The sequence below is a fragment of the Kitasatospora setae KM-6054 genome, from assembly GCF_000269985.1.
In the GTDB taxonomy this organism is placed as follows: Bacteria; Actinomycetota; Actinomycetes; order Streptomycetales; family Streptomycetaceae; genus Kitasatospora; species Kitasatospora setae.
Genome location: NC_016109.1, coordinates 6,411,921 through 6,438,543, shown reverse-complemented (window position 1 = coordinate 6,438,543; position 26,623 = coordinate 6,411,921). Strand labels below are relative to the sequence as shown.

At 75.8% G+C, this 26,623-nt stretch carries 23 protein-coding genes; 5 read left to right on the top strand and 18 right to left on the bottom strand.

The features are described 5' to 3' along the window. Positions 1-46: 46 nt before the first annotated feature. Together KSE_RS28480 and KSE_RS28475 are read left to right on the top strand one after the other, a co-directional pair. Positions 47-1,624 (top strand): DUF4139 domain-containing protein, encoded by a 1,578-nt coding sequence (locus KSE_RS28480; protein ID WP_014138824.1) that lies wholly within the window; start codon positions 47-49, stop codon positions 1,622-1,624. Between the two features lie 102 nt (positions 1,625-1,726). Then, positions 1,727-2,089, top strand: a complete 363-nt coding sequence (locus KSE_RS28475) for a DUF952 domain-containing protein (RefSeq protein WP_014138823.1) — start codon at positions 1,727-1,729, stop codon at positions 2,087-2,089. A gap of 42 nt (positions 2,090-2,131) precedes the next feature. On the opposite strand, the gene KSE_RS28470 is transcribed toward KSE_RS28475, so the two are convergent. The 10 genes from KSE_RS28470 to KSE_RS28425 form a co-directional block, all read right to left on the bottom strand. Then, a complete protein-coding gene (locus tag KSE_RS28470; RefSeq protein ID WP_014138822.1) occupies positions 2,132-3,109 on the bottom strand; it encodes a helix-turn-helix domain-containing protein in 978 nt (325 codons plus the stop codon). A gap of 218 nt (positions 3,110-3,327) precedes the next feature. Continuing rightward, positions 3,328-4,614 (bottom strand): pseudouridine synthase, encoded by a 1,287-nt coding sequence (locus KSE_RS28465; protein ID WP_014138821.1) that lies wholly within the window; start codon positions 4,612-4,614, stop codon positions 3,328-3,330. Beyond that, entirely contained in the window at positions 4,614-5,210 is a 597-nt protein-coding gene (scpB, locus tag KSE_RS28460; protein ID WP_231873435.1) for an SMC-Scp complex subunit ScpB, read from the bottom strand. Before scpB ends, KSE_RS28465 begins: the two co-directional genes overlap by 1 nt. 173 nt (positions 5,211-5,383) lie before the next feature. Continuing rightward, a complete protein-coding gene (locus tag KSE_RS28455) occupies positions 5,384-6,184 on the bottom strand; it encodes a segregation and condensation protein A (protein ID WP_014138819.1) in 801 nt (266 codons plus the stop codon). Positions 6,185-6,352: 168 nt separating this feature from the next. Further along, positions 6,353-6,835 carry a hypothetical protein gene (locus KSE_RS28450; protein WP_014138818.1) on the bottom strand — a complete coding sequence of 161 codons (483 nt, stop codon included), beginning with the start codon at positions 6,833-6,835 and terminating at the stop codon, positions 6,353-6,355. Positions 6,836-6,876: 41 nt separating this feature from the next. After that, a complete protein-coding gene (locus KSE_RS28445; protein ID WP_014138817.1) occupies positions 6,877-7,938 on the bottom strand; it encodes a ParA family protein in 1,062 nt (353 codons plus the stop codon). A 505-nt stretch (positions 7,939-8,443) separates the two neighbouring features. Further along, positions 8,444-9,559, bottom strand: coding sequence for an alanine dehydrogenase (gene ald, locus KSE_RS28440; RefSeq protein WP_014138816.1), 1,116 nt, complete (start codon positions 9,557-9,559; stop codon positions 8,444-8,446). 240 nt (positions 9,560-9,799) lie between these two features. Next, positions 9,800-11,695 carry a tetratricopeptide repeat protein gene (locus KSE_RS28435; RefSeq protein ID WP_051055406.1) on the bottom strand — a complete coding sequence of 632 codons (1,896 nt, stop codon included), beginning with the start codon at positions 11,693-11,695 and terminating at the stop codon, positions 9,800-9,802. 185 nt (positions 11,696-11,880) lie between these two features. Continuing rightward, on the bottom strand, positions 11,881-12,504 hold the full coding sequence (locus KSE_RS28430) for an NUDIX domain-containing protein (RefSeq protein ID WP_014138814.1): 624 nt from the start codon (positions 12,502-12,504) through the stop codon (positions 11,881-11,883). Positions 12,505-12,624: 120 nt separating this feature from the next. Beyond that, positions 12,625-14,295, bottom strand: coding sequence for a CTP synthase (locus KSE_RS28425; RefSeq protein WP_014138813.1), 1,671 nt, complete (start codon positions 14,293-14,295; stop codon positions 12,625-12,627). A gap of 397 nt (positions 14,296-14,692) precedes the next feature. Between KSE_RS28425 and KSE_RS28420 the strand changes: the two genes are divergently transcribed. Beyond that, complete coding sequence (locus tag KSE_RS28420; RefSeq protein ID WP_014138812.1) at positions 14,693-16,639, top strand: glycoside hydrolase family 15 protein; 1,947 nt, start codon at positions 14,693-14,695, stop codon at positions 16,637-16,639. Between the two features lie 7 nt (positions 16,640-16,646). Here the strand turns inward: KSE_RS28420 and KSE_RS28415 are convergent, their stop codons facing one another. The 3 genes from KSE_RS28415 to yczE form a co-directional block, all read right to left on the bottom strand. Next, positions 16,647-17,804: a glycosyltransferase family 4 protein gene (locus KSE_RS28415; RefSeq protein ID WP_014138811.1), complete on the bottom strand. Its 1,158-nt coding sequence runs from the start codon at positions 17,802-17,804 to the stop codon at positions 16,647-16,649. Positions 17,805-17,930: 126 nt separating this feature from the next. Then, on the bottom strand, positions 17,931-19,664 hold the full coding sequence (recN, locus tag KSE_RS28410) for a DNA repair protein RecN (RefSeq protein WP_081539917.1): 1,734 nt from the start codon (positions 19,662-19,664) through the stop codon (positions 17,931-17,933). A gap of 101 nt (positions 19,665-19,765) precedes the next feature. Beyond that, complete coding sequence (gene yczE, locus KSE_RS28405) at positions 19,766-20,452, bottom strand: membrane protein YczE (protein WP_014138809.1); 687 nt, start codon at positions 20,450-20,452, stop codon at positions 19,766-19,768. Positions 20,453-20,565: 113 nt separating this feature from the next. Here yczE and yczR point away from each other — a divergent pair, with 113 nt between their 5' ends. Beyond that, positions 20,566-22,038 carry a MocR-like transcription factor YczR gene (yczR, locus tag KSE_RS28400; protein WP_033259921.1) on the top strand — a complete coding sequence of 491 codons (1,473 nt, stop codon included), beginning with the start codon at positions 20,566-20,568 and terminating at the stop codon, positions 22,036-22,038. Between the two features lie 141 nt (positions 22,039-22,179). Here the strand turns inward: yczR and KSE_RS28395 are convergent, their stop codons facing one another. The 4 genes from KSE_RS28395 to KSE_RS38820 form a co-directional block, all read right to left on the bottom strand. Continuing rightward, a complete protein-coding gene (locus KSE_RS28395) occupies positions 22,180-23,082 on the bottom strand; it encodes an NAD kinase (RefSeq protein WP_014138807.1) in 903 nt (300 codons plus the stop codon). Positions 23,083-23,174: 92 nt separating this feature from the next. Then, positions 23,175-23,981, bottom strand: coding sequence for a TlyA family RNA methyltransferase (locus KSE_RS28390; protein WP_014138806.1), 807 nt, complete (start codon positions 23,979-23,981; stop codon positions 23,175-23,177). A 37-nt stretch (positions 23,982-24,018) separates the two neighbouring features. Beyond that, entirely contained in the window at positions 24,019-24,228 is a 210-nt protein-coding gene (locus KSE_RS43255; RefSeq protein WP_033259920.1) for a hypothetical protein, read from the bottom strand. A gap of 107 nt (positions 24,229-24,335) precedes the next feature. Next, positions 24,336-25,475 (bottom strand): hypothetical protein, encoded by a 1,140-nt coding sequence (locus tag KSE_RS38820; protein ID WP_014138804.1) that lies wholly within the window; start codon positions 25,473-25,475, stop codon positions 24,336-24,338. A 126-nt stretch (positions 25,476-25,601) separates the two neighbouring features. Here KSE_RS38820 and KSE_RS28375 point away from each other — a divergent pair, with 126 nt between their 5' ends. After that, entirely contained in the window at positions 25,602-25,949 is a 348-nt protein-coding gene (locus KSE_RS28375; protein ID WP_014138803.1) for an SCP2 sterol-binding domain-containing protein, read from the top strand. Between the two features lie 15 nt (positions 25,950-25,964). Here the strand turns inward: KSE_RS28375 and KSE_RS28370 are convergent, their stop codons facing one another. Then, entirely contained in the window at positions 25,965-26,540 is a 576-nt protein-coding gene (locus KSE_RS28370; RefSeq protein WP_014138802.1) for a nucleoside-diphosphate kinase, read from the bottom strand. Positions 26,541-26,623: the final 83 nt, after the last annotated feature.

The window sequence follows — 26,623 nt, the reverse complement described above, 5'->3', positions numbered from 1 at the left end:
GGCGCCCCACCCGGCGCCCCACCCGCTGCCGCTGCCGCCGTCGCCCGTGCCGGTGCCGCCCGCCCCGGTGCCCCTGCCGGTGACTGCGGTGACCTGCCTGGAGGACCGGGCGCAGCTGGAGCGGACGGCGGAGCTGGAGCTGGGGCCGGGCACCCGGCGGCTGCGGCTGGGCCCGGTGACGGCCCTGGCGGTGGACCGCTCGCTGCACGCCGTGCTGCTGGACGAGGACGGCGCGCCGACCGGCGCGGCGAAGGTGCTGGACGTCCGGCTGGTGCGGTCCTGGGAGCCGCCGGCGCCGCTGGAGCCGGGCCCGGACGACTCGGAGCTGCGCCGCCGGGTGCACGACCTGGAGCGCGAGGGGCTGGCGGAGTCGCGCCGCCAGGAGCGGTTGCAGGCCCGGCTGGCGCTGCTCGGCCAGTTGGCGGCGGACCTGCTGCGGGAGATCGGCGAGGGCGCGGGCAGCGGCGAGCTGGAGCAGGCCCGCTGGTCGCGCGAGCTGGACCGGGTGGACGCGGAGCGCGAGTCGTGCGGCGAGCGGCTGCGCGCCTCCCGGCTGTGCTCGGCGGAGCTGGCGCGCGAGCTGGAGCGGGCCGAGGAGGCGCTGGCGCTGGCCGAGCGGGAGCCGGCCGAGCTGCTGGCGTTCGTGGAGCTGTCGGTGGAGTGTGCCGAGCCGGGCCGTTTCCTGGCCCGGGTGGGCCACCTGACGGCGTGCGCGCTGTGGCGTCCGGCGTACCGGGCCGAGCTGGCGGGCGGCGCGCTGCGGCTGGAGAGCGACGCGGTGGTGTGGCAGCGCACCGGTGAGGACTGGTCGGGGGTGCGGCTGACGCTGTCGACGGCGCGTTCGGCGTCGGCGGGCGAGCCGCCGGCGCTGGCCGAGGACCGGCTGGTGCTGCGCGAGCGGTCGGCGCAGGAGAAGAAGACCGTCGAGGTGGAGCTGCGCGAGCGGGCGGTCGCCGACGCGGGCCCGCTGGAGCCGGGCCTGCCGGGGGTGGACGACGGCGGCGAGGTGCGGGTGCTGCGGGTGGACGGGCCGGTGTCGGTGCCCTCGGACGGGCGGGCGCACCGGGTGCCGGTGAGCGCGTTCGAGGCGGCGGCGCGCAGCGAGTTCGCGGCGGCGCCGGAGCTGTCGGAGACGGTGACCGAGGTGGTGTCGTTCCGCAACGCGTCGGGGCACGCGCTGCTGGCGGGCCCGGTCGACCTGGTCCGCGGTTCGGGCCACACCGGCCGGGGGGCGCTGGAGTTCGCGGCGCCGGGCGCCCCGGTGCGGCTGGCGTTCGGCTCCTCGGACGGCCTGCGGGTGGTCCGGGAGGCGGACGAGCGCCGCGAGGGGGCGGGCCTGGCCGGCCAGCGCACCCTGGTGACCCGGACGGTCCGGCTGCACCTGTCGCGGTTCTCCGCGCCGGGCGACGACGCGGACCGGGTGGTGGTGCTGCGCGAGCGGATCCCGGTGTCGGAGGTCTCGGCCGTCCAGGTCCGGCTGCGCAAGGAGCACTGCTCCCCGCCGCCGGACGAGCTGGACGCCGAGGGCATCGCCCGCTGGGAGGTCCCGCTGCCCCCGGGCGGCCGGCGCACGGTCACCCTGGTGTACGAGATCGCGGCGACGGCGAAGGTGGCGGGCCTGTGAGCCGCCCGGCGCGCCCCGCCGCCGTGCCGCCGCCTCGTCCGGCCGCCCCGGCCCCGTCCCGCTTCCCCGTCCCGACCCGTCCCTGAGAGGTAGAACAGAGGCATGATCTACCACCTCGCCCCGCTGGACGACTGGCTGCGCGACCCGGGCCGGCCGTACACCGCCGCGTCGCTGCTGACCGAGGGCTTCCTGCACTGCTCGCCGGACGAGACCACCGCGCTGGCGGTCGCCAACCTGTTCTTCCGGGACGCGCGCGACCCGCTGATGGCGCTGCTGATCGAGGAGCGGCTGGTCGAGCCGATGGTGAAGTGGGAGGCGGCCAGCGGCGGCCCGCCGCCGGGCGCCACCGAGGGGGCGCTGTTCCCGCACATCTACGGGCGGCTGAACCGGACGGCGGTGCTGGGCCTGGAGAAGCTGGAGCGGGGCCCGGACGGCCGCTGGGCGGCCCTGCGCCCCTGGAGCTGAGGTGGAGCTGAGGCGGGGCCCGGCGGGCCCGCCGGCGGCCCGTCAGAGCCAGCCGCGCTCGCGGGCCGCCATCCCGGCCTGGAACCGGGTGGTGGCGCCGAGTTCGCGCATCAGGCCCTGGAGCCGGCGCTGGGTGGTGCGGGCGCTCCAGCCGAGCGAACGGGCGATCGACTCGTCGGTGAGGCCGGCCGCCAGCAGGCCGAGCAGCTTGAGGTGGTCGGGCTCCGGGCCGGGGCCCTCGCCGTCGCCGATCACGGTCTGCAGCGGCACGGCCCGCTCCCACTCGGCCTCGAACAGCGCGTCCAGGGCCTGCAGCAGCGCGGAGGGGTGGATCACGTAGGCGGCGTCCAGGACGCTGTCGCCGACGCTGATCGGGATGATCGCCATCTTGTCGTCGGCCATCATCATCTTCATCGGCAGCACCGGCCGGACCCGGGCCTCCTCGCCGTCCTCGACGCCGGTGAGGATCTCCTGCTCCAGCCGGCCGGGCCAGGCGATCGCCTCCTTGTCGAAGACGGTGCGGATCCGCACCCCGGCCTTGAGCTTGGCCCGCTGCCGGGGCTGCTCCACGGTGGGGTCCTGCACGTACGGGGGGCAGTCGAAGCCGCGTATCTGGTACTGGCTGGACTCGATCAGGTGCTCCAGCCGCTGGGCGATCGCCTCGCCGCCGGTGAGCACCTCGACCGAGTGCGCCGGGTCGGTGTACCGGGAGGCTTCGCGGAAGGCGTCCATCAGCCGGTGCATCTCGGCGCGGGCGGAGCGCAGCTCGGCCTCGCGGTGGCCGATCAGGGTGCCGATCGCGACGTCGGGGGCGACCGCCAGGTAGCGCTCCCGGTCGACCGGGGCGCGGGTGGCCATGCCCTGTTCGGCGAGCCGGTCGAGGGCCGCCCGGCACTGCTCCAGGGTCAGCCCGCAGTGGTCCGCCAGCTCCTGGGAGGTGGACTGCGGTGCGACGACCAGCGCGGCGTACACCTGGCCGTCGGGGAGCCCGAGGCCGAGCACGGTGAATGCGTCCAGCATGGTGGTGGTTCCTTCCCCCGCCGCCCTGATGGCCTGACGCGGTGGCGCACATCCGCCACGCGTCGGGGCGAACTTCGGTGGCAATCTTCTGCCACCGGGCCGAACGATAGCAAGGCCGTGCGGTATGCCTCACATGTCAAGTCCGGGCGGGCCCCGTCCGCACACGCACCGGAGCCCGTCCGCCGTGGTACGGCGGACGGGCTCCGGACGGTCGCTGCCTACAGGCCGACCTCGCGCATCAGGGTGCCGACCTCGGGGTTGGTCAGGCGGCGCAGCCAGCCGGACTTCTGGTCGCCCAGCGTGATCGGACCGAACGCGGTGCGCACCAGCTTGTCGACCGGGAACCCGACCTCGGCCAGCAGGCGGCGCACGATGTGCTTGCGGCCCTCGTGCAGGGTCACCTCGACCAGGTAGTTCTTGCCGAGGTTGGAGATCACCTTGAAGCTGTCGGCGCGGGCCCAGCCGTCCTCCAGCTCGACGCCCTTGGCGAGGGTCTTGCCGAGGTCGCGCGGCAGCGGGCCCTGGATCGCGGCCAGGTAGGTCTTGGTGACGCCGTACTTGGGGTGGGTGAGGCGGTGGGCCAGCTCGCCGTGGTTGGTGAGCAGGATGATGCCCTCGGTCTCGGTGTCCAGCCGGCCGACGTGGAACAGCCGGGTCTCCCGGTTGGTCACGTAGTCGCCCAGGCACTGCCGGCCCTCGGGGTCCTCCATGGTGGAGACCACGCCGGCCGGCTTGTTGAGCGCGAAGAACAGGTACGACTGGGTGGCGACGGTCAGGCCGTCCACCTTGATCTCGTCCTTCACCGGGTCGACCCGGCGGCCCTGCTCCAGCACGGTCTCGCCGTTGACGTCGACCCGGCCCTGCGCGATCAGCTCCTCGCAGGCCCGGCGGCTGCCCATGCCGGCCCGGGCGAGCACCTTCTGCAGGCGCTCGCCGTCCTCGCCGACCTCCTTGCCGGGGCCCTCGTGCCGGGCCAGCACCCGGTCCTCGATCCGGCCCTGCAGCTCGCGCGAGCGCTGCGGCTGGCGCCGCGGGTCGCCGGGCGCGCCCTGCCCCTCCCGGCGCGGCCGGGGCGCCGCCCCGGGCTTGCGGGAGTCGTACGCGCCGCGCCCGGGCGTCGCGTTCGGCCCGCCGCCGAACTCGGGACGGTCGTACTTCCGCTCCTCCGGCCGCAGCGGCCGGTCCGGGTAGCGGCGCTCCTCGCCCCCGCGCCCGCCGCCACTGCCGCCGCGCGAACCGGAGCCGTACGAGCCGGAGCCGGAGCCGCCGCCGTACGAGCCGCCGCGCCCGCCCTGGCCGCCACCGCCGTACGAGCCGCCACCGCCGCCGTACGAGCCCTGCCCGCCGCGGCCGCCCTGGCCGCCGCGCCCGCCCTGGCCGCCACCGCCGCCGTAGGACGACGAACCGCCCCGGCTCCCGCCCTGCTGGCCGCCTCGGCCGCCCTGCCCGCCCCGGCCCTGCCCGCCGCCGCCGCCACTGTTCCTGCCGTTGCCACTGCTACGCATCAAAATGTCCGTACGTCGATATCCGTCTGGTCGGCCTGGTTCGGCCTCGGCCCTTCCTGTGCGGCGGCGACCGCCTGCGCGATCATCGTGCCCTCCAGGGACTCCGCTTCCACGTCGTCGACCTCGGGCAGGAAGGGCGCGAGCTCCGGCAGCTCGTCCAGGCCGCGCAGCCCCATCCGTTCCAGGAAGTAGTTCGTCGTCCGATACAGGATCGCTCCGGTTTCGGGCTCGGTGCCGGCTTCTTCGACCAGTCCTCGCTGTACCAGGGTACGCATCACGCCGTCGCAGTTCACACCACGGACGGCGGAAACCCTCCCGCGCGACACCGGCTGCCGGTACGCGACCACCGCCAGCGCCTCCAGCGCGGCCTGCGTCAGCCGGGCCTGCTGCCCGTCCAGGACGAACCGTTCGACCGCCGCCGAGCACTCCGCGCGGCTGTAGAACCGCCACCCGCCGGCCACCTGCCGGAGCTCGAAACCGCGCCCCTGGGCCGTGTACTCGGCCGCCAACTCCCTTAGCACGGCGGCGACTTCACTCCGGGGCGCGTCCAGCACGGCGGCCAGCCTGGGCTCCGCGACCGGCTCGTCGGCGACCATCAGCACCGCCTCCAGCGCCGCCCGCAGCGGCAGCCCGTCCGGCGCCGCGGGCTCCGGCGCGAGCACCCGTTCGACCGGCTCGACGCGCTCGCCGCCCGGGTACGCCGACTCCTGCCACTCCCCGGGCCGGGGGGCGCCCGGCAGGCCCAGGGAACGCCGCGCGGGCCGCTCCGTCATGTCCTGCCGCCTTCCTCGCCGCCCGCGGGGCGGTCGAACTCGTCGGTCACCTCGACCTCGCGCCCGGCCCCGGCGACCCAGCGCACCACCAACTCCTCCAGGGGCAGCGGCTGCTCGAACGCCAGCGCCCGCTCCCGGTACAGCTCCAGCAGCGCCAGGAACCTGGCCACCACCACCAGCGTGCTCTCCGCGTCCGCGACCAACCGCCCGAACGTCGCCTCGCCGAGCGCGCCCAGCCGCTCCGCCACCAGCGCGGCCTGCTCGCGCACGCTCACCGGCGGCGTGTGGATGTGGTCCACGTACACCACCGGCCTCGGCTTGGGCGCGAACGCCCGCGCGGCCAACTCCGCGAACCGCTCCGGACCGACCGCCAGCACCACCTCCGGCAGCAGCCGCGCGTACCTCGGCTCCAGCGCGACCGTCCGCGGCCGGCGCAGCACCTCGCCGTCCCAGCGCTCCGCGAACAGCGCGGCGACCCGCTTGTACGCCCGGTACTGCAGCAGCCGGGCGAACAGCAGGTCCCGGGCCTCCAGCAGCGCCAGGTCCTCCTCGTCCTCGACCTCGGCGACGGGCAGCAGCCGGGCCGCCTTGAGGTCCAGGAGCGTCGCCGCGACCACCAGGAACTCGGTCGCCGCGTCCAGGTCCCACTCCGGCCCCATCGCCCTGATGTGCGCGACGAACTCGTCGGTGACCCGCGACAGCGCCACCTCGGTGACGTCCATCCGGTGCTTGGCGATCAGCCCCAACAGCAGGTCGAACGGCCCCTCGAAGTTCTCCAACCGGACCTGGAACGCCATAACGCACCATTCTGACAGAAACCCCCCACCCCACCCCCGACCCCCGCCCACGGCGCAGCCAGGGGCGCGAGGAACTGCGCGCCCAGCCAGGCACCCACGGCCGGACCGCGCCCCAGGCCCCAACCCCCGCCCACGACGCGCCCCCGCGACAGCGCCCCGCGGCAGCCCTCAGCGGCCGCGCAGCCTGCGCACCAGGATCGACGCCTCGCCGCGCTGCTCCATGTCCGCCAGCACCACCGCGATGGCCTCGCGGACGATCCGGCCGCGGTCGACGGCGAGGCCGTGCTCGCCGCGCAGCACCAGCCGGGCGTGTTCGAGGTCCATCAGCTCCTCGGCGGACACGTACACGGTGATCTTCTCGTCGTGCCGCTCCCGCCCGGAGGGCCGCCGGGGCCGTCCGCGGCCCCGGGGCGGGCCGGGGGCCTGCTGGGCCTGCGCCTGGGCCTGCTGGGCCTGGGCCGCCCGCCGGACGGCCTCCGCGGGGTCCTCCGCGCGCCCCGCGGCGGCCGCCGGGGCGGCTTCCGGCCTGGCGGCCGGGACGTCGGCGGTGCGGCCGTCCGCGGGGCCGTCCTGCCCCGCGGGGGCCGGGGGGTTCGCGGGGCCGGTTCCGTTGCCGTTTCCGTTGCGGGCGAGCGAGGGCGACAGGGCCATTCCGCCGGTTGCCCGGAACAGCTCGTCGGCCCCGGGGAGGCTCACTCGACGGGGCGGCACCGGTCGAGCACCTCCCTAGCGAGCTGGCGGTAGGCGGCGGCGCCGACCGAGTTGGTGGCGTAGGTGGTGATCGGCTCGCCGGCCACCGTGGTCTCCGGGAACCGGACGGTCCGTCCGATGACGGTGTGGAAGACGTGCTCGCCGAACGCCTCGACGACCCGGGCCAGCACCTCGCGCGAGTGCACGGTGCGCGAGTCGTACATGGTGGCCAGGATGCCGTCCAGGCGCAGGTCGGGGTTGAGCCGCTCGCAGACCTTCTCGATGGTCTCGGTGAGCAGCGCCACGCCGCGCAGCGCGAAGAACTCGCACTCCAGCGGGACGATGACGCTGTGCGCGGCGGTGAGCGCGTTGACCGTCAGCAGGCCCAGCGAGGGCTGGCAGTCGATGATGACGTAGTCGTAGTCGGGCAGCAGCGGCTTGAGCGCGCGGGCCAGCGCCGACTCGCGGGCGACCTCGCTGACCAGCTGCACCTCGGCGGCCGACAGGTCGATGTTGGACGGCAGCAGGTCCATGCCGGGGATGGCGGTCTTCAGCAGCACCTCGTCGGCCGTCAGGCCCCGCTCCATGAGCAGGTTGTAGACGGTGACGTCGAGTTCCATCGGGTTGACGCCGAGGCCGACCGAGAGGGCGCCCTGCGGGTCGAAGTCCACCAGCAGCACCCGGCGGCCGTACTCGGCGAGCGCCGCGCCCAGGTTGATGGTCGACGTGGTCTTGCCGACGCCGCCCTTCTGGTTGCACATCGCGATGATCTGCGCGGGGCCGTGCTCGGCGAGCGGCGCGGGGATCGGGAAGTACGGCAGCGGCCGGCCGGTCGGGCCGACCCGCTCGCGGCGCTGGCGGGCCGCGTCGGGGGCCAGCGTGGCGGCGTACTCGGGGTCGGGCTCGTACTCGGCGTCCGGGTCGTCGTAGGGCCCGTAGCCGAGCTCGTTGTAGGCCAGGCCGTACGCCGCGAAGTCGGCGTCGTAGTCGGTGGCGGCTGCCGCCGCGCTCTGGCGGGCCTCGAAGGTGCGGACCGCGACCGAGCCGACCTCCTGCGCGCCCACCGTGGCCTGCCGGGCTTCCTCGTTCGGCTGCCCGGCGGAGAGCTCCGCCAGTCCTGGCTGACCACCCCCGGGAGCAAATGTCGACTCATTCACAAGTCGTCTTACCTCCTTGGACGTCCAGGACTCTATGTCGATTCGTCAGCGTGGCAGCATGCCAACGGTTTGCGACTCTAGGCCGTTTCGGGCATTGGCAGCAACACAATCCACGGTAGTGGGCCGCTTGTGTCGGCCGTTCACCCACCCCGTGTCAAGAGACGACCCTAACGTTTCCGCGCGGGCGCCGGGCCGTGAGGGCCCGTCAGGTGTCCTTGTCGACAGAGCGGGTGACAAACCGCACCGGGATTGACCGCCGGAGGTCACCCGCCCGACATCCCCCCGTTCCCCCGCCCGTCCCCCGGCTGCCACCCGGCCGTCCCCCGGCCGTGCCCCGGCCGCCGCGCGGGCATGCCGAAGCCCCCGGCGCGAAGGGGAAGGACGGCCGGGGGCGACAGCGGGTGAGGGGGCGTCAGGCGAGGACGCTCTCCAGGGAGACCGACTCCAGGCCGAAGGCCTCGGCGACGGCCGGGAAGGTGATCTGGCCCTCGTGCACGTTCAGGCCCTTGGCGAGCGCGGCGTCGCGGCGCAGCGCGTCCTTCCAGCCGCGGTTGGCCAGCTCGACCACGTACGGCAGGGTCGCGTTGGTGAGCGCGTAGGTGGAGGTGTTCGGGACGGCGCCCGGCATGTTGGCCACGCAGTAGAAGACCGAGTTGTGGACCTGGAAGGTCGGCTCGGCGTGGGTGGTCGGGTGCGAGTCCTCGAAGCAGCCGCCCTGGTCGATCGCGATGTCGACGAGCACGGAGCCCGGCTTCATCCGGGAGACCAGCTCGTTGGTGACCAGCTTGGGGGCCTTGGCGCCCGGGATCAGCACGGCGCCGATGACCAGGTCGGCCTCGATGACGGCCTTCTCCAGCTCGAAGGAGTTGGAGACGATCGCCTTGATCTTGTTGCCGAAGATCTTGTCGGCCTCGCGCAGCTTGTTGATGTCGCGGTCGAGCAGGGTCACGTCGTAGCCCATGCCGATGGCGATGGTGGCCGCGTGCCAGCCGGAGACGCCGCCGCCGATGACGACCGCCTTGGCCGGGTGGGTGCCGGGCACGCCGCCGGGCAGCACGCCGCGGCCGCCGGTCGGACGCATCAGGTGGTAGGAGCCGACCTGCGGGGCGAGGCGGCCCGCGACCTCGGACATCGGGGCGAGCAGCGGCAGCGCGCCGTTGGGCAGCTGCACGGTCTCGTAGGCGATCGCGGTGGTGCCGGAGGCGACCAGCGCGTCGGTGCCGGCCCGGTCGGCGGCCAGGTGCAGGTAGGTGAAGAGGGTCTGGCCCTTGCGCAGCCGGTGGTACTCGGAGGCGATGGGCTCCTTGACCTTGAGGATCATGTCGGCCGCGGCCCACACCTCGTCGGCGGTGGGGAGGATGGTCGCGCCGGCGGCCACGTACTCCTCGTTGGGGATCGAGGAGCCGACGCCGGCGTTGTCCTCGATGACGACCTCGTGCCCGTTGCGGACCAGCTCGTGCACGCCGGCCGGCGTGATGGCCACGCGGTACTCGTGGTTCTTGACCTCGCGGGGGATGCCGACCTTCACGGATAAACACGTCCTCTTGCCATCGGGATACCTACCGGGGGGAACCCGGCGGCGACGCACATGAAGGGCACAACGGACAGGCCGGTGCATAGATCTATGCGCGACTGAGTTCGAGTGTAATGAAGCCGAGTCGGCGTGTCAGCCTTCCAAAGTGACCAAATGGGCCGGGCCCATTGGCAGGTTCGTAGGCTTGTAGGCCCCTGGAAGCCACATTGCGTGACGAACTCCGTACTTACGACACTACTCCGAAAGCGGGCGGAAGCCCTCCCGGCCGAGGTGCCGGCGCAGCCGGGCGGCCAGCGCCTCGACCTCCCGCTCGCCCCGCGCGTCCCCGGTCCGGCGCAGCACCGCGGCCGCCGAGCGGTACTCGCGCAGCGCCTCCTCGAAGCGCCGCAGCCCGGCGTGCGCCTCCGCGAGGCGCACCAGCAGCCGGGCCTCGGCCGGCTGGTCGCCGAGCGCCTGCCGCAGCACCAGCGCCCGCCCGTACGCGTCGGCGGCGCGCAGCGGGTCGCCGAGCGCCCGGTGCCCGTGGCCGACGCCCTCCAGCGCGCGGGCGCAGCCCGGCTCGTCGCCCGCCCCCCGGGCCAGCTCGACGGCCGCCCGGTAGCGCTCGCCGGCCTGCTCCCAGCGGCCGGCGGCGGCCTGCAGGTCGCCGAGGTTGAGCAGCGCGGCGGCGGCCCGGCGCGGGTTGCCCTGCCGCTCGGCGACCTTCAGCACCGACTCGTGCAGGGCGTGCAGGTCGGCGGGGGCGGCCTCGCCGGTCAGCGGCAGGGCGCGCAGCAGGGCGGTGACCAGCCGGCCGGCGGAGCCGTCCAGGTCGCCCTGGCCGACGGCGTCGGCGACGGCGGCCAGCAGCTGCTCGCGCTCGCCGCGCAGCCAGCCCTCGGCGTGCGCGGCGGTGCGCAGCCGCAGCGGCCCGGGCAGCGGGTCGGGGTTGGGGCCGGCCGCCGGGTCGAGCAGCAGCCGCGCCGAGTCGACCAGCCGCACCAGCCGCTCCAGCAGCCGGGCCCGGGCCAGCTCCACCTCGGACGGGCGGTCCAGCTCGGCGCGCAGCTCGACCAGCCGCCCGTACAGCCGGCCGGGGACGCGGTAGCGCTCGGTGCCGTCCGCGGCGTCCGGCTCGCGCTCCAGCAGCTCCAGCTCGGCCAGCGCCGCCAGCGAGCCGCCCGCCTCCGGGGCCGGGCAGCCGACCAGCGCGGACGCGGTCCGCAGGTCGACCTGCTGGCCCGGGGCGAGGGTGCACAGCCGCAGCAGCCGGGCGCGCGCCGCGGGCAGCCGCCGGTAGGCCAGCTCGAACGCGCCGCGCAGCGGGTCGCCCTCCACCACCGGCACGGTCTCCCGGTCCGGGTCGGCCGGCTTGACCGGCCCCTCCACCGCCGCCGGCGCCGGCGGCGGGACCTCGCGCAGCCGGGCGGCGGCGTCCGTCACGGCCAGCCGGGCCTCGCTCCGCAGCCAGCCCGCGACCAGCCGCAGCGCGGCCGGGCGGTTGGCGCACGCCTCGGCCAGGTCGGCGGCGCCGACCGGGTCGCAGGAGACCCGGGTGCCGCCGACCAGTTCGCCCACCAGCTCGACGGCCGCCCGGTGGTCCATCCCGCCGAGGATGACCGGGTCGATCCCGTCGATGCCCGTCAGCGGCCCCGAGGTGGTCGCCAGCAGCAGCGAGGACGTCTTCTCGGCCAGCAGCGGCCACACCTGCCCGGCGTCCTTCACGTCGTCCAGCAGCACCAGCGCCCGGCGCTGCCCGAGCGCCTCGCGCAGCGCCTCGCAGGCCGGGTCCTCCTCGGCCGCGCCGGGCAGCAGCGCCGCGCCGGGCCGCTCCCCCAGCTGGTCCAGCAGCAGCCGGGCGGCCCGCCCGGCCCCGACCCGTCCGCCGTCCGGCGCGGACAGCCGCGCGTACAGCAGCCCGTCCGGGTAGTCGCCCGCCACCGACCTGGCCCAGCGCACCGCGAGCGCGGTCCGCCCGGAGCCCGGCCGGCCGGCCAGCACCAGCAGCCGCCCGCGCCCCGGCGCGGGCCGCCCGGCGGCCACCCCGAGCGCCGCCAGCTCCGCGCCGCGCCCCGCGAACGGACGAGCCCCCGCGGGCAGCGCGTCGAAGATCCCGGCCGCCTCGACCACCACCGCCGTCTGCCTCGCCACCGCGCCACTCCCGACCCGTCGCCCAGCGCCCCGGACCCGCCCACCGGGCCCTGTCCGCGAAGCGTAGTTCGCCCACCCCGCCCCGCCCGGACGCCCCGGTATGACCAACCGCCGAATCACCCCGCCGGCCGAAGCCGTGCGAGCCGCGGTGCCCGGCCGGGCACCGCGGCTCAGAACGGCCGCGCTCAGAACGGCCGGGCCGGCCACTCCGCGTCGGCCGGCCGCAGCGTGTCGACCGCGCCCCGGGCGCGCGCGGCGCTGAGCGCCAGCACGCCGGTGACCAGGGTCGGGTTGTGCAGTTCGCCGGCCAGCACCAGGGCCACCAGCTCGTCGAGCGGCACCCAGGCGGTCTCCAGCTCCAGCTCCTCGCCGTGCGCCGCGTAGCGCTCCTCCTCGGCCTCGGAGAGCCCGGTCGCCAGGAACAGCCGGACCGCCTCGTCGCTGCCGCCGGGCGAGGTGTAGAAGTCGACCAGGACGCTCCAGTGGGCTGCCTTGCGGTGCGCCTCCTCGAAGAGCTCCCGCTGCGCCGCGTGCAGCGGGTTCTCGCCGGGGACGTCGAGCAGTCCGGCGGGCAGCTCCCAGAGCCGGTGCCGGACGGGGTGCCGGTACTGGCGCTGGGCGAGGACGCGGCCCTCCTCGTCGAGGGCGAGCACGGCGACCGATCCGGGGTGCAGCTGGTAGTCGCGCTGGGCCCAGCTGCCGTCGGGCATCCTGACCTGCTCGCTGCGCACGCCGGTCACCTTGCCGCGGAACGGCGTGACCCCGTCCCGGACGTCCCACTCCTCGGCCCTGTCCTGAATGCCGACCACCGGACACCACCCCTTCTCGTCAGATAGACGTAATCTACCGGACGCCGCCCCCGCGACACGCCGAAGCGCCCGCCGGGAGGATCCCCGGCGGGCGTTCGGTCGAACGGGCGATCGGGCCGGTCAGCCGACCTTGCGGTCGATCGCCGCCGCGACCAGGCCCGCGAACAGCGGGTGCGGGCGGGTCGGGCGGGACTTCAGCTCCGGGTGGGCCTGGGTGGCGACCAGGTAGGGGTGGACCTCGCGCGGGTACTCGACGTACTCGACCAGGTCGCCCTTCGGGGAGAGGCCGGAGAACTGCAGGCCGGTCTTCTCCAGGTCGGCGCGGTAGGCGTTGTTGACCTCGTAGCGGTGGCGGTGGCGCTCCTCGACGTACTGCTCGCCGCCGTACACCTCGCGGACGATCGAGCCCTCGGCGAGCTTCGCCGGGTACAGGCCCAGCCGCATGGTGCCGCCCAGGTCGCCCTTGCCGTCGACGATGGCCAGCTGCTCGGCCATGGTCGAGACGACCGGGTACTTCGCCGCCGGGTCGAACTCGGTGGAGTTCGCCTCGGGCAGGCCGGCCAGGTTCCGCGCGGCCTCGATCACGACGCACTGCAGGCCCAGGCACAGGCCCAGCAGCGGGATCCGGTTCTCCCGGCCGTAGGTGATCGCGGCGACCTTGCCGTCCACGCCCCGGTCGCCGAAGCCGCCGGGGATGCAGATCGCGTCGACGTCGCCGAGCTGCTCCTGCGCGCCCTCGGGGGTCTCGCAGTCGTCCGAGGTGACCCACTTGATCTGGACCCGGGCGTTGTTGGCGAAGCCGCCGGCCCGCAGCGCCTCGGTGACCGACAGGTAGGCGTCCGGCAGGTCGATGTACTTGCCGACCAGCGCGACCTTGACCTCGTGCTGCGGCTCGTGGACGCGGCGCAGCAGGTCGTCCCAGACCGTCCAGTCCACGTCGCGGAACGGCAGGTCGAGGCGGCGCACCACGTACGCGTCCAGGCCCTCGCCGTGCAGCACCTTGGGGATGTCGTAGATCGACTTGGCGTCGATCGCGGCGACCACGGCCTCCTCGTCGACGTCGCACATCAGCGAGATCTTGCGCTTGATGGCCTGCGGCACCTCGCGGTCGGCGCGCAGCACGATCGCGTCGGGCTGGATGCCGATGTTGCGCAGCGCGGCCACCGAGTGCTGGGTGGGCTTGGTCTTCAGCTCGCCGGACGGGCCGATGTACGGCAGCAGCGAGACGTGCACGAAGAAGACATTGTCCCGGCCGACCTCGTGGCGGACCTGGCGGACCGCCTCCAGGAACGGCAGCGACTCGATGTCGCCGACGGTGCCGCCGACCTCGGTGATGACCACGTCGACGTCCTCGGTCGCCATCCGGCGGATCCGGGACTTGATCTCGTTGGTGATGTGCGGGATGACCTGGACGGTGTCGCCGAGGTACTCGCCGCGCCGCTCCTTGGCGATCACGGTGGAGTAGACCTGGCCGGTGGTGACGTTCGCCGAGCCGTGCAGGTTGGTGTCGAGGAAGCGCTCGTAGTGGCCGATGTCGAGGTCGGTCTCGGCGCCGTCGTCGGTGACGAAGACCTCACCGTGCTGGAACGGGTTCATCGTGCCCGGGTCCACGTTGAGGTACGGGTCGAGCTTCTGCATCGTCACTCGCAGGCCGCGGGCCTTGAGCAGGGCGCCGAGGCTGGAGGCGGTGAGCCCCTTGCCGAGCGAGGAGGCGACACCCCCGGTGACGAAGAGGTGCTTGGTCGTCACGGCGCGGCCGCTGGCCGACTTGCCGGAATGGGGCTGTGCCAAGAGGGGGCTCCCGTGGGTCGCGTGTCGGAGGGTGACGCCGGTGGAGGGGCTCCCGGCCCTCGTTCCCACCAGTTCCACGGGATACCAGCGTATCAGTGCCCCGGCGAGTGCTCGCCCGCGTCCGGGTGCACCGGCCCCGGACGGGTCGGCCGGACGGCGCATCGGGGCTGCTCGGACGGGGGTTGCCCGGTAGGGCGGGCGGCGCGCGCGGGCGGCGGGCGGCGCGCGCGAAAGCGGCCCAACCCCCCGGATCCACGTATTCTGCTCGAAGTCGACAATCCCCTCCCGGGGTCCCGGGCCTCCGGGAACCCGGACCCCGGGACGCCCCCTCCCGAGGAGCCCCCCGCCCGACCCGTGCGCGCCCGACCGCCGCGGGGCCCGCACGGAACGGAGCACCATGGCCGGTCGCATCGAGGACTACGCGCTGATCGGGGACATGCAGACCGCCGCGCTGGTCAGCCGGGACGGCGCGGTCGACTGGCTGTGCCTGCCCCGGTTCGACTCGCCCGCGGTCTTCGCCGGGCTGCTGGGCACCGACGAGCACGGCTTCTGGCGGATCGGCCCCGCGCTGCCGGTCGAGCCGCCGCCGCCGGCGCCCGCCGACCGGCCCCGGGCCGGCCTGCTCGACACCGGGGAGCTGCGGATCCCGCCGGTCACCGCCGCCGCCCCCGCGCTGCCCTGCGACCGGCGCCGCTACCGGGGCGACTCGCTGGTGCTGGAGCAGGAGTGGGACACCCAGGGCGGCACCGTCCGGGTGATCGACTTCATGCCGCCGCGCCACCTGCTCGGCACGCCCGACGTCCCGCAGATGGTCCGGATCGTCGAGGGCCTGGCCGGCACCGTCCGGATGCGCTCGGCGGTGCGGATGCGCTTCAGCTACGGCCGGGTCGTCCCCTGGGTGCACCGGGTCGAGCACCCGGAGGCCGGGCAGCGCACCGTCGCCGTGGCCGGGCCCGACTCGGTCTGGCTGGACGGCCACGCCGAGACGTACGGGCGCGACCTGACCACGTACGCCGACTTCACCGTCACCGCGGGCCAGCGGATCGCCTTCGGCCTGACCTGGAAGGCCTCGCACGAGCCCGCCCCGGCCCCGCCGGACGCCGAGGGCGCGCTCGCCTCCACCGAGCGGTTCTGGCGCGAGTGGGTCGCCCAGTGCACCTACCAGGGCCCCTACCGGGAGGCCGTGGTCCGCTCGCTGATCACCCTCAAGGCGCTCACCTACGCCCCCACCGGCGGCATCGTCGCCGCCCCCACCACCTCGCTGCCCGAGGACCTCGGCGGCGAGCGCAACTGGGACTACCGCTACACCTGGCTGCGCGACGCCGCGATCACCCTCTCCTCGCTGCTGCGCACCGGCTACCGCGAGGAGGCCCGGGCCTGGCGCGAGTGGCTGCTGCGCGCGGTGGCCGGCGACCCGGAGAACCTGCAGATCATGTACGGCATCGCCGGGGAGCGCGAACTCACCGAGTCCGAGCTCGACTGGCTGCCCGGCTACGAGGGCTCCCGCCCGGTCCGGGTCGGCAACGGCGCCGCCGGGCAGCTCCAGCTCGACGTGTACGGCGAGGTCGTCGAGGCGCTGCACCTGGCCACCATGTCCGGCCTGTCCCGGCACGACCACGCCCACCACCTGCAACTGCGCCTGATCGAGTACCTGGAGGGCCACTGGCGCGAGCCGGACGAGGGCATCTGGGAGGTCCGCGGCCCGCGCCGGCACTTCGTCCACTCCAAGGTGATGGCCTGGGTCGCCGTCGACCGCACCCTCAAGCTGCTCGCCCAGTCCGAGGAGCCGCCCACCGACCTGATCACCCGCTGGACGGCGCTGCGCGCCGAGATCCACGCCGACGTGTGCGCCCGCGGCTACGACCCGCAGCGCAACACCTTCACCCAGTACTACGGCGGCAAGGAGCTGGACGCCTCGCTGCTGCTGATCCCGCAGGTCGGCTTCCTGCCGCCGGACGACAAGCGGGTGATCGGCACCATCGAGGCGATCCAGCGCGAACTCGCCACCGAGGACGGCTTCGTGCTGCGCTACCCGACCCACGACGAAGGCCGGGGGAGCACCGCCGTGAATGTGGACGGGCTGTCCGGGCACGAGGGGGCGTTCCTGGCCTGCTCGTTCTGGCTGGCCGACGACCTGGCGATGATCGGCCGGGTCGGCGAGGCCCGCGAGCTGTTCGAGCGGCTGCTGTCGCTGCGCAACGACGTCGGGCTGCTCGCCGAGGAGTGGGACCCGCGGGCCCGCCGCCAGGTCGGCAACTTCCCGCAGGCGTTCAGCCACGTCCCGCTGATCGACACCGCGCTGCGGCTGACCGCGGCGGGCGGCCTCAACCTGTCGTCCGGCTGACGGCGGCTCAGCCCCGGCGCTGCACCAGCTCGTCGTAGATGGACAGCACCTGGGCGACGGTCGCCGCCTCGTCCGGCCAGGTCGCGGCCTGCGCCCGGCCGGCGGCGGCCATCGCGGCCCGGCGGGCCGGGTCGGCGAGCAGGTCGCGGACGGCCCGGCCGAGCGCCCGCGGGTCGGCGAACGGGACCAGCACGGCGGCGTCGCCGACCAGTTCGGGCACCCCGCCGACGGCGGTGGCCACCACCGGGACGCCGGCCCGCATCGCCTCCTGGGCGACCAGCGAGCGGGCCTCCCAGCGCGAGGAGAGCACCACCAGGTCGGCGGCGGCCAGCAGGTCGGGGATGTCCGCCCGGTAGCCGAGCAGTTCGACCGGCAGCCGCTCGGCCGCGACCCGCTCGCGCAGGCCCTGCCGCTCCGGCCCGTCCCCGGCCAGCAGGACGCGCGGCGCCGGGCCGCCGGGCGCGGCGAACTGCCCGGCGGCGTCGAGCAGCAGCGCGAAGCACTTCTGCGGGACGAGCCGGCCGATCGCCAGCACCACCGGGCGGCCGTCGTCGCCGCCGGGCAGCGCCGCGCGGGCGGCGTCCCGGTCGAGCGTGCCGGGCGGCATCGGCGGGGCGGCGACCGGGCCCAGCCGGGCGTCGGTGGCGCCGAGCTCGCGGGCCCGGGCGACCAGGTCGGAGGAGGCGCCCAGGACCAGGTCGGCGGCCCGCACCACCCGGCGCTCCATCAGCCGCTGGAGCCGCCGGTCCAGGCCGGTGGTGAGCAGCGCGTGGTGCGAGGTGACCACCAGCGGGGTCTCCGGGCGGATCCCGGGGAACCGGCCGGCGGTGCGCAGCGCCAGGTCGGACAGCAGGCCGGCCCGCAGGCCGTGGGCGTGCACGACGTCGGCGCCGGTGAAGGCCCGGCGCAGCTCGCCGATCGCGGTGGCGTCGCTGCGGGCGCCGGAGGTCGGGGTGATGTCGACGGTGTGCAGCCGGGCGCCGGCCGCGGAGAAGCCGAACAGCCGGTCGGTGCCCTCGGGCGCGCAGACCGTGACCGTGACGCCGTGCGCGACCAGGCCCCGGGTCAGCGAGCGCACGTGGGCGCCGATGCCGCCGGTCGCGGCGGCGAGGACGAGCACCACGTGCAGCTGGGGGGCGGCGGCCCGGGCGGCGGAATGGTCCACGTCTGTCTCGCTCCGACTCGTTGTCAGCTGGTGTCCGTTCGCCACGATGCCAGGTCCGTCCGCCTCTTGGACAGTCGGCACCGCCGCTGGCGCGTCGCCCGCGGCGGTGCCGGACCGTCCGGCCGGTCAGCGCGCCCGGGCGGTGCGGGCGGCCGCCAGCAGTTCCTCCGCGTGCGCCCGGCCGAGCTCGGAGTCCTCCAACCCGGCGAGCATCCGGGACAGTTCGCGCACCCGCTCCTCGTCGTTGAGGGTCTTCACACCGCTGCGGGTGACGGTGCCGTCGTTGGTCTTCTCCACCACCAGGTGCCGGTCGGCGAACGCGGCGACCTGCGGGAGGTGGGTGACCACCACGACCTGGGCGCTGCGGGCGAGTTTGGCCAGCCGGCGGCCGATCTCGACGGCGGCCTTGCCGCCGACGCCCGCGTCCACCTCGTCGAACAGGTAGGTGGGCACGGGGTCGGCGCCCGCGAACACCACCTCGACGGCCAGCATCACGCGCGACAGCTCGCCGCCGGAGGCGCCCTTGGCGATCGGGCGGGGCTGCGCGCCGGGGTGCGGGGCGAGCAGCACCTCGACCTCGTCGACGCCGTGCGGGCCGTAGGCGACGCTGCGGCCCTCCAGCTCGATGCCGGCCAGGTCGTCGACCTGGCCGATCGCGAAGGTCACCCGGGCGTGCGGCATGGCGAGTTCGGCGAGCTCGTCGGAGACGGCGGCGGCGAACTTGTCGGCGGCGGCGTGCCTGGCCCGCGACACCTCGGCCGCCAGGTCGGCCAGCCGGGCCCGCAACTCGGTCTCGCGGGCGCCGAGTTCGTCGATCCGCTCGTCGTCGCCGTCCAGCTCCAGCAGCCGCACCGAGCCGGCCTCGGCCCAGCCGACCACCTCGGCGAGGGTGCCCTCGGCGCCGCCGTACTTGCGCACCAGGTGTGCCAGGACGCTGCGGCGGTCCTCGACGGCGGCCAGCCGGACCGGGTCGGCGTCCAGGTCGTCGGCGTACCCGGCGAGGTCGCCGGCCACGTCGGCCAGCAGGTAGCCGCACTCGCCGAGCCGGTCGGCGAGGGCCGCCAGCCGCTCGTCGTGGTGGCGGACCGCGTCGACGGCCCGGCGGGCCTGGGCGAGCAGGGTGCCCGCGTCGACGCCCTCCGGGTCGGCCGGGTCGCCGGCCAGCGCGGCGTGCGCGAGCGTCGCGGCGGAGGACAGCGCGTCGGCGTGGCCGAGCCGCTCGGCCTCGGCCGCGAGCTCGGCGTCCTCCCCGGGCACCGGCTCGGCGGCGGCGACCTCCTCCAGGCCGAAGCGCAGCAGGTCGGCCTCCTGGGCCCGCTCCCGGGCCCGGGTGGTCAGCTCCTCCAGCGTCGCGGAGACCTCCCGCAGCTCCCGGTACACCTCCCGGTAGCGGGCCAGCGGCTCGGCGACGGCCTCGCCCGCGTACCGGTCCAGCGCGCCGCGCTGCCGGGACGGGCGCAGCAGCCGCTGCTGGTCGGTCTGGCCGTGCACCGCGATCAGGTCCTCGCCGAGCTCGGCCAGCAGCCCGACCGGCACCGACCGGCCGCCCACGTGCGCGCGCGAGCGCCCCTCGGCGGAGACCGTCCGGCTGACCAGCAGCTCGCCGTCGTCCAGCTCGGCCCCGGCCTCCAGCGCCCGCGCGACCACCGGCGAACCCGGGTCGAGCGTCAACCGCCCCTCCACCACGGCCCGTTCCGACCCGTTGCGCACCAGCGCCGGGTCGGCCCGCCCGCCGAGCAGCAGGCCCAGGCTGGTCACCACCATGGTCTTGCCCGCGCCGGTCTCGCCGGTGACGGCGGTGAACCCGGGGGCGAGTTCCACCACCGCATCGTCGATGACGCCCAGATCCCGTATCCGCATCTCGTCCAACACGGAGACGACCTTACGAGGTTCCACCGTCGCTTTGCGACGACCGCCCCCGGTTTCCCCCCTGAGTGGCGGCGCCGCCGGACGCCGCCGGGCTAGTGCCGGGCGGTTGCTCCGGGCACGGTCAGCCGGGGCAGCAGGAACTGCACCAGCGGCCCGATCGCCAGCGCGTACGCGACCGTCCCGACGCCGAAGGTGCCGCCGAGGGCGATGCCCGCGGTCAGGACGGTCAACTCGATGCAGGTGCGGATCAGCCGCACGGAGCGGCCGGTGCGCCGGTGCAGGCCGGTCATCAGGCCGTCGCGGGGGCCGGGGCCGAGCCGGGCGCCGATGTAGAGGCCGGTGGCGAGGGCGTTGAGCAGGATGCCGGCGGCCAGCAGCGGGATCCGGACGGCGAGGGCGTGCGGGGCCGGGACCAGCCCGAGGGTGGCGTCCATCGCGACGCCGAGGACCAGCACGTTGCCGACGGTGCCGACGCCCGGCTTCTGCCGCAGCGGGATCCACAGCAGCAGCACCAGCGCGCCGACCAGGGTCACCCAGGCGCCGACGCTGAGGTGCAGGTGCCGGGCCAGGCCCTGGTGCAGGACGTCCCACGGGTTGCCGCCGAGCGAGGAGCGCAGCACCAGGCCCATCGAGGCGCCGTACAGCACCAGGCCGACGGCCAGCTGGCCGAGCCGGCGGGGCAGCCGGCGGGCGGCGGCGGCCGGGGTCGCCCCGGCGCGGGTCGGGGACGGGGGCGGGGTCAGGGACGGGGACGGGGACGGGGTCAGGACGGCCGCCATCGGTGGACCTCTTCTCGGTGCGGTGCTTGCCGTTCTCCGGCACTGCGCGCCACTATGGGCAGTCCAATGCGCGGCCCGACAGGGCCAATCCGAACCGAGTGGACTGGTCGACGATGTCCGAGTGGCACAGCACGCTGACCCCGCACGCGCTGGCCCGCCAGCTCCCCGCCCCGGACGGCCGCCGCCCCGCCTACCGGACGCTGGCCGCCCAGGTCTCCCGGCTGGTCGCCGACGGCCGCCTCCCGGTCGGCACCCGGCTGCCCGCCGAACGCGAACTCGCCGCCGAACTGAACCTCTCCCGCACCACCGTCGCCGCCGCCTACGAGGCACTGCGCGCCGACGGCTTCCTGCACTCGCGGCGCGGCGCCGGCTCCTGGACCGCCCTGCCGGCGGGCACCGCGCCGCCCGCCGACGCGCTGCACCCGGTCTCCCCCGACCAGGACACCGTCCTCGACCTGGGCCTGGCCGCCCCCACCGCACCCGGGCAGCTCGCCGAGGCCGCCGCGCACGCCCTGGACCGGCTGCCCGCGTACACCGGCGGGCACGGCAACTACCCGACCGGGCTCCCGGTGCTGCGGGAGGCCGTCGCCCGCCGCTACACCGAGCGCGGGCTGCCCACCGGGCCGGAGCAGGTGCTGGTCACCACCGGGGCGATGAGCGCCCTGCACCTGGCCCACCAGGCGCTGCTGGGCCGCGGCGACCGGGTCGCCGTCGAGGCCCCCAGCTACGCCAACACGCTGCGCGCCCTGGACCGGGCCGGCGCCCGCCTGGTGCCCGTCCCGTTCGCCCCGGACGCCGCCGGGCGCACCGGCTGGGACCTCGCCCAGTGGCAGCGGGTGCTGCGCGGCGCCGCGCCCCGGCTGGCCTCGGTCATCCCCGACTTCCAGAACCCGACCGGCGCGCTCGTCGACGAGGAGCAGCGCCGCGCCCTGCTCGCCCACGCCCGGGCCGCCGGCACCACCGTGATCGCCGACGAGACCTGCGCCGAACTCGGCTGGGACGTCCCCGAGTCCGCGCTGCCCAGGCCGCTGGCCGCGCTCGACCGGGACGCCCAGGTGATCACCGTCGGCTCGGCCGGGAAGATCCTCTGGCCCGGCCTGCGGATCGGCTGGCTGCGCGCCCAGCCCTCCCTGGTCCGGAAGCTGGCCCAGGACCGGGCGCTGTACGACCTGGGCACGCCCGTCCTGGAGCAGCTGATCGCGGCCCGGCTGCTGACCGACCACCTGCCCGCCGTCCGGGCCGAGCGGCACGCCCAACTGCGGGCCACTGCCGAGGCGTTCGCCCGCGAGCTGCCCCGGCACTTCCCCGGCTGGCGGTACACCCCGCCGCCCGGCGGCCTCGCCCTGTGGGCCGCCACCCCCGGCCTGCCCGCCAGCGCGCTGGCCCGGGCCGGCGAACGCGTCGGCGTCCGGATCGCCTCCGGCTCCCGGTTCGGCACCGACGGCGCCTTCGAGGAGCACCTGCGGCTCCCGCTCACCCTGCCCGCCGCCCGCGTCCCCGAGGCCCTGCGCCGGATCGCCGCCGCGGCCGACCTGGCCCGCACCGAACGCCTCTCCGGCGAGGACCCGACCCCGGCCGCGCTCTGAACCCCCGGAGCGCCCACGGGCGTTGCCGGGTCCGGCCCGCCAACCCGCCGAAGATCACCGGCCGTTGCCGGGGCGGCCCCGCCAACCCGCCCGCGGGGCCGCCGGATCACCGGCCCGCGGGCGCCGACTACCGCCGCCCGCTCAGCAGTTGTCCGAGCGGCCGCGCCAACCCGTCACCGGGAGCGCGAACTTGGCGACCAGCCGGTCCGTGAACGGCGCCCGGTGCAGCCGGGCCAGTCGGACCGGCGTCTTGCCCCGGCGGACCTCCACCCGGGAGCCGGCCGGGAGTTCGGCCGAACGGCGGCCGTCGCACCACAGCACCCCGTGCTGGGTCTTCGGCTGCACCTCGACCGCCAGCACCGAGTCCGGCGAGGTCACCAGCGGACGGGCGAACAGCGCGTGCGCGCTGATCGGCACCATCAGCAGCGCCTCCACCTCCGGCCACACCACCGGCCCGCCGCCGGAGAACGCGTACGCCGTGGAGCCGGTCGGCGTGGACAGCACCACGCCGTCGCAGCCGAAGTTCGACACCGGGCGGCCGTCCACCTCGGTGACCACCTCCAGCAGCCGCTCCCGGGACGCCTTCTCCACCGAGGCCTCGTTCAGCGCCCAGTCCTCGTGCAGCACGTCACCGTTGGCGCGCACCAGCACGTCGATGGTCATCCGCTCCTCGACCTCGTAGTCCGCGGCGACCACCCGCTCGACCACGGTCGCCAGGTCGTCGCGCTCCGCCTCGGCGAGGAACCCGACCCGGCCCAGGTTGATCCCGAGCATCGGCAGCCCCGACTCGCGGGCCAGTTCGGCGCCGCGCAGCAGCGTGCCGTCCCCGCCCGCGACCAGGATCAGCTCGCAGCCGTCCGCCGCCCCGTGCCCGCCGGGCACCAGCTCGACCCCGTCCGGCAGGTCCAGGCCCACCGCCTCGGTCTCCAGCAGTCTGATCCGGATCCCCGCCCGCAGCAGGCCGTCCACCAGCCCCTCGACGCTGCGCAGCGCCGCCTCCCGGCCGGTGTGCGCGATCAGGAAGACCGTTCGACGATCGCTCATTCCCCGCTGCCCTCTCCCTACGCCCGCCGGGCCATTGCGGCACCGACCACGACCAGCCAGTCTGCGCAACGCCCGGACGCCTGCCAAGTACCCTACTGGGGCCCTTCCGCCACGGCCCGGTCCGCCGCCGCCGGATCCAGCGGCTCCGCGTCCCGGCGCAGCCACAGGAAGTACTCCACGTTCCCCGACGGCCCCGGCAGCGGCGACGCCGCCACCGCCCGCACGCCCAGCCCCGACCGCCACGCCTGCCCGGCCACCTGGCGGATCGTCTCGGCCCGCAGCTCCGGCGACCGCACCACGCCGCCCGAACCGAGCCGCTCCTTGCCGATCTCGAACTGCGGCTTCACCATCAGCACCAGGTCCGCGTCCGGCGCCGCGCAGCCCGCCAGCGCGGGCAGCACCAGGCCCAGCGAGATGAACGACAGGTCGCCCACCACCAGATCGACGAGCTGCCCGCCGATCAGCTCCGGCGTCAGCTCCCGCACGTTGGTGCGGTCCATCACCGTCACCCGCCCGTCGCTCTGCAGCGACCAGGCCAGCTGCCCGTAGCCGACGTCCACCGCCAGCACGTGCGCCGCGCCCGAACGCAGCAGCACGTCGGTGAACCCGCCGGTGGACGCGCCCGCGTCCAGCGCCCGCCGGCCCGCCACCACCAGGCCCAGCGGCACGAACGCCGCGAACGCGCCCGCCAGCTTGTGCCCGCCGCGCGACACGTAGTCCGGGTCCGCGTCGTCCTTCGCGACCACCACCGCCGCCGCGGTCTCCACCTGCGTCGCCGGCTTCGTCGCCACCGCCCCGCCGACCGTCACCCGGCCCGCCGCGATCAACTCGCTCGCGTGCTCCCGCGAACGGGCCAGCTTGCGGCGCACCAGCTCCGCGTCCAGACGGCGTCGTGCCACTGCCACTGCTACGTCAGCTCCCACATCGGACGGTCTGCTACCCGCGGTCCAGCGCCGCGAGGGTCGCGGCGAGCCGCGCATGGACATCTTCGTACACTTCGGCCCGCTCCTCCGACCCTGCCCCGTCCAGCTCCCCCAGCCGGGCCAGCGCCGCATCCACCTCCCGCTCCCCCGTCCACACCCCCGCCACCCCGGCCCCGGACGCCTCCACCACCGGACCCCCGGACGCCTCACCCACGGCCACCACCCGCCGCCACCCCGGCCCCGGACACCCGGCGCCACCCGCTCCCGACCGGACACGGAAACCCGGCGCCCGCCCCCGCCCCGGACGCCTTCCACCCCGCCCCGCGCAGCTCACTCACCGCCACCACCACCCGTCTCCGACCCGGACGCCGGGGCGGGCTTCGCCGGGGCGGGCTTCGCCGGGGCCTTCTTCGCGGCCGCACCGGCCCGGGGCGCCTTCTTCGCCGGGGCCTTGCGCGCACCCGCACCCGTGCCCGTGCCCGCGCCCGCGCCACCGTCGGCCGCCCCGCGCGGCGCCGAGCGCTTGGCCGGGGCCTTCCTCGCGGGCAGCGGCGCGCTCGGGGACTCCCCCGCCGACGCCGCGTCCGCACCAGCGCCCGCACCCGCGCCCGCCTGCGCCGTCGTCTTCTTCGCTGCGGTCTTCCGCCCGGCCGCACCGGCCGCCACCGCCCGCGGCGTGGGCACGTCCGCGCCGGTCGCGCCGCGCTTCGCCGCCGGGGCGTGCTTCGCGGGCGCCGGCGCCCCGGCCGCCTTGCGCGGCACCGAGCGCTTCGCCGAGGTCTGCTTCGCGGCCGCGCCCTTGCGCGCGGCGGTCTTCCGCGCCGGGGCACCGTCCCCCACCGCAGGGGCCTCCGCCGTCGGGGCCTTGCGCGCGGCGGCCTTCTGCACGTCCGCCGCCGAGCCGGCCGCCTGCTTGCGCGCCGCGGTCTTGCGGGCCGTCGCCTTCCGCCCCTTGGCGGTCGCGGCCACCGACTCGTCCGGGAGGTCCGGCTCCTCGTCCCAGCCCGCGTCGAACAGGCCCTGGGCCCGCGCCGCCGGACGGACCACCGGGGGCTGCTCGAACCCGCCCTCGAACTCGTCCCCAAAGCCGTCCCCGAAGCCGTCCCCGTCCGGCTCCGCGCCCGCCGCCGCGCTCCCGTCCCCGGCGCCCGCCGCGGGCTCGTCGACCTCGCGCAGCTTCGACTCCAGGAAGCTCAGCACCACGCCGACCTTCACCACCTGGTCGCCGACCTTCTCGAACACCCGCTCGGCCTCGCTCCGGGCGACCCCGGCGACCAGGTCGATCCCGGCCCGGCCGGCCGTCACCGCCTCGTTCGCCAGCACCCGCAACTGCTCGACGGCGGGCGGAAGTTCACCACCCTGCTTGAGCAGCTCCTCGGCCGTGCCCAGCACCCGGCGGCCCGCCTCCTCGGCCAGCTCGCCCGCCACCACCAGCACGCCCCGCACACCCCGCACCGCGTCCTGCAGCATCCGTACCCGCCTCCTCGTCGTCGCGACCGAACGCCGCCACCGACGCTACCCTCTCCGGGCCGCCCCCGTACGGCGCTGCGCTAGCGTGGAACGCCGAACGACCACCGACGGGAGCAAGCAGCGCACATGGCCACCATCGAGGAGTGCCGCACCGCACTGGAGCAGCTGAGCCGCAACCTGGCCTCGGCGGGCGGCGACGTCCGCAAGGCGGCCGCCCTCGACCGCTCGCTCAGCTGCCACCTCACCGACCTGGACCTGACCTTCACCGGCCGGCTCGCCGACGGCCGGCTGACCGGCGTCACCGACGCCCCCGGCCCGCCCGCCGCGAAGGCCGACATCCGGCTCGCCACCACCGGGGACGACCTGGTCGCCCTGGTCGACGGCAAGCTGCCGTTCCCCACCGCCTGGGCGACCGGCCGCCTCAAGCTGGACGCGAGCTTCCGCGACCTGCTGCGGCTGCGCTCCCTGCTCTGAGCGGGCCTGTCCCGCTCAACGGCAGTCGGGGCCCTGGCCTTCCGTCCCCAGCAACTGCGCCTCCTCCGTGGCCTCACCGGTCGGCCGGGTCACCGTCAGCACCACCCGGCCCCACTGCGCGGGGCTCCTGACCACGAAGTAGAAGGTGCGGACGCCGTCCCCCACCGGCCGGGCCCCGATCTCCACCAGCGTCAGCGGACCGCCCGCACAGCTCACCGCCCGGACCTGCTCCCCGTCCGCGTAGAGCCAGCGGAAGTCCTGCTCCCCGAGCGGGGCGCCGAAGCCGTCCCGGACCTGCGGCGGGTCGGCCGGCGGCCGCTCCTCGCCGTCCAGGCACCCCCACGCCATCGACCCTTCCAGCGGAACGCCCCCGCCGAAGCACAGGGCGCCGTCCGATGCCCTGCTCCACGCGAACAGGCCGCTCCGGCCCGACGCGTAGAGCAGCCTCAGCGTCCCCGGCGCCGGCTCGTTCGCGGAGGACGAGCCGAGCACCGTCCGCGCCCGCGCGAGCGCGTCCTGCGTCTCCAGCAGCCCCGCCTCCGGCCCCGCCGCGCACCACGCCGCCAGCGTCAGCGCCACCACGAGCCCCACGGCCCGCAGAGCCCGCCATGCCCGAATCCCCCGCGTCATCATCCCCCCGAACGACGAACCCCGCTCAGGGATACCCGGACCGC

Bases quoted from the DNA above. Each gene is read 5' to 3' on its own strand.
- KSE_RS28475 (WP_014138823.1), top strand. From the start codon at position 1,727: ATGATCTACCACCTCGCCCCGCTGGACGACTGGCTGCGCGACCCGGGC.
- KSE_RS28470 (WP_014138822.1), bottom strand. From the start codon at position 3,109: ATGCTGGACGCATTCACCGTGCTCGGCCTCGGGCTCCCCGACGGCCAG.
- KSE_RS28465 (WP_014138821.1), bottom strand. From the start codon at position 4,614: ATGCGTAGCAGTGGCAACGGCAGGAACAGTGGCGGCGGCGGCGGGCAG.
- scpB (WP_231873435.1), bottom strand. From the start codon at position 5,210: ATGGTCGCCGACGAGCCGGTCGCGGAGCCCAGGCTGGCCGCCGTGCTG.
- KSE_RS28455 (WP_014138819.1), bottom strand. From the start codon at position 6,184: ATGGCGTTCCAGGTCCGGTTGGAGAACTTCGAGGGGCCGTTCGACCTG.
- KSE_RS28450 (WP_014138818.1), bottom strand. From the start codon at position 6,835: ATGGCCCTGTCGCCCTCGCTCGCCCGCAACGGAAACGGCAACGGAACC.
- KSE_RS28420 (WP_014138812.1), top strand. From the start codon at position 14,693: ATGGCCGGTCGCATCGAGGACTACGCGCTGATCGGGGACATGCAGACC.
- recN (WP_081539917.1), bottom strand. From the start codon at position 19,664: ATGCGGATACGGGATCTGGGCGTCATCGACGATGCGGTGGTGGAACTC.
- yczE (WP_014138809.1), bottom strand. From the start codon at position 20,452: ATGGCGGCCGTCCTGACCCCGTCCCCGTCCCCGTCCCTGACCCCGCCC.
- yczR (WP_033259921.1), top strand. From the start codon at position 20,566: ATGTCCGAGTGGCACAGCACGCTGACCCCGCACGCGCTGGCCCGCCAG.
- KSE_RS28395 (WP_014138807.1), bottom strand. From the start codon at position 23,082: ATGAGCGATCGTCGAACGGTCTTCCTGATCGCGCACACCGGCCGGGAG.
- KSE_RS38820 (WP_014138804.1), bottom strand. From the start codon at position 25,475: ATGCTGCAGGACGCGGTGCGGGGTGTGCGGGGCGTGCTGGTGGTGGCG.
- KSE_RS28375 (WP_014138803.1), top strand. From the start codon at position 25,602: ATGGCCACCATCGAGGAGTGCCGCACCGCACTGGAGCAGCTGAGCCGC.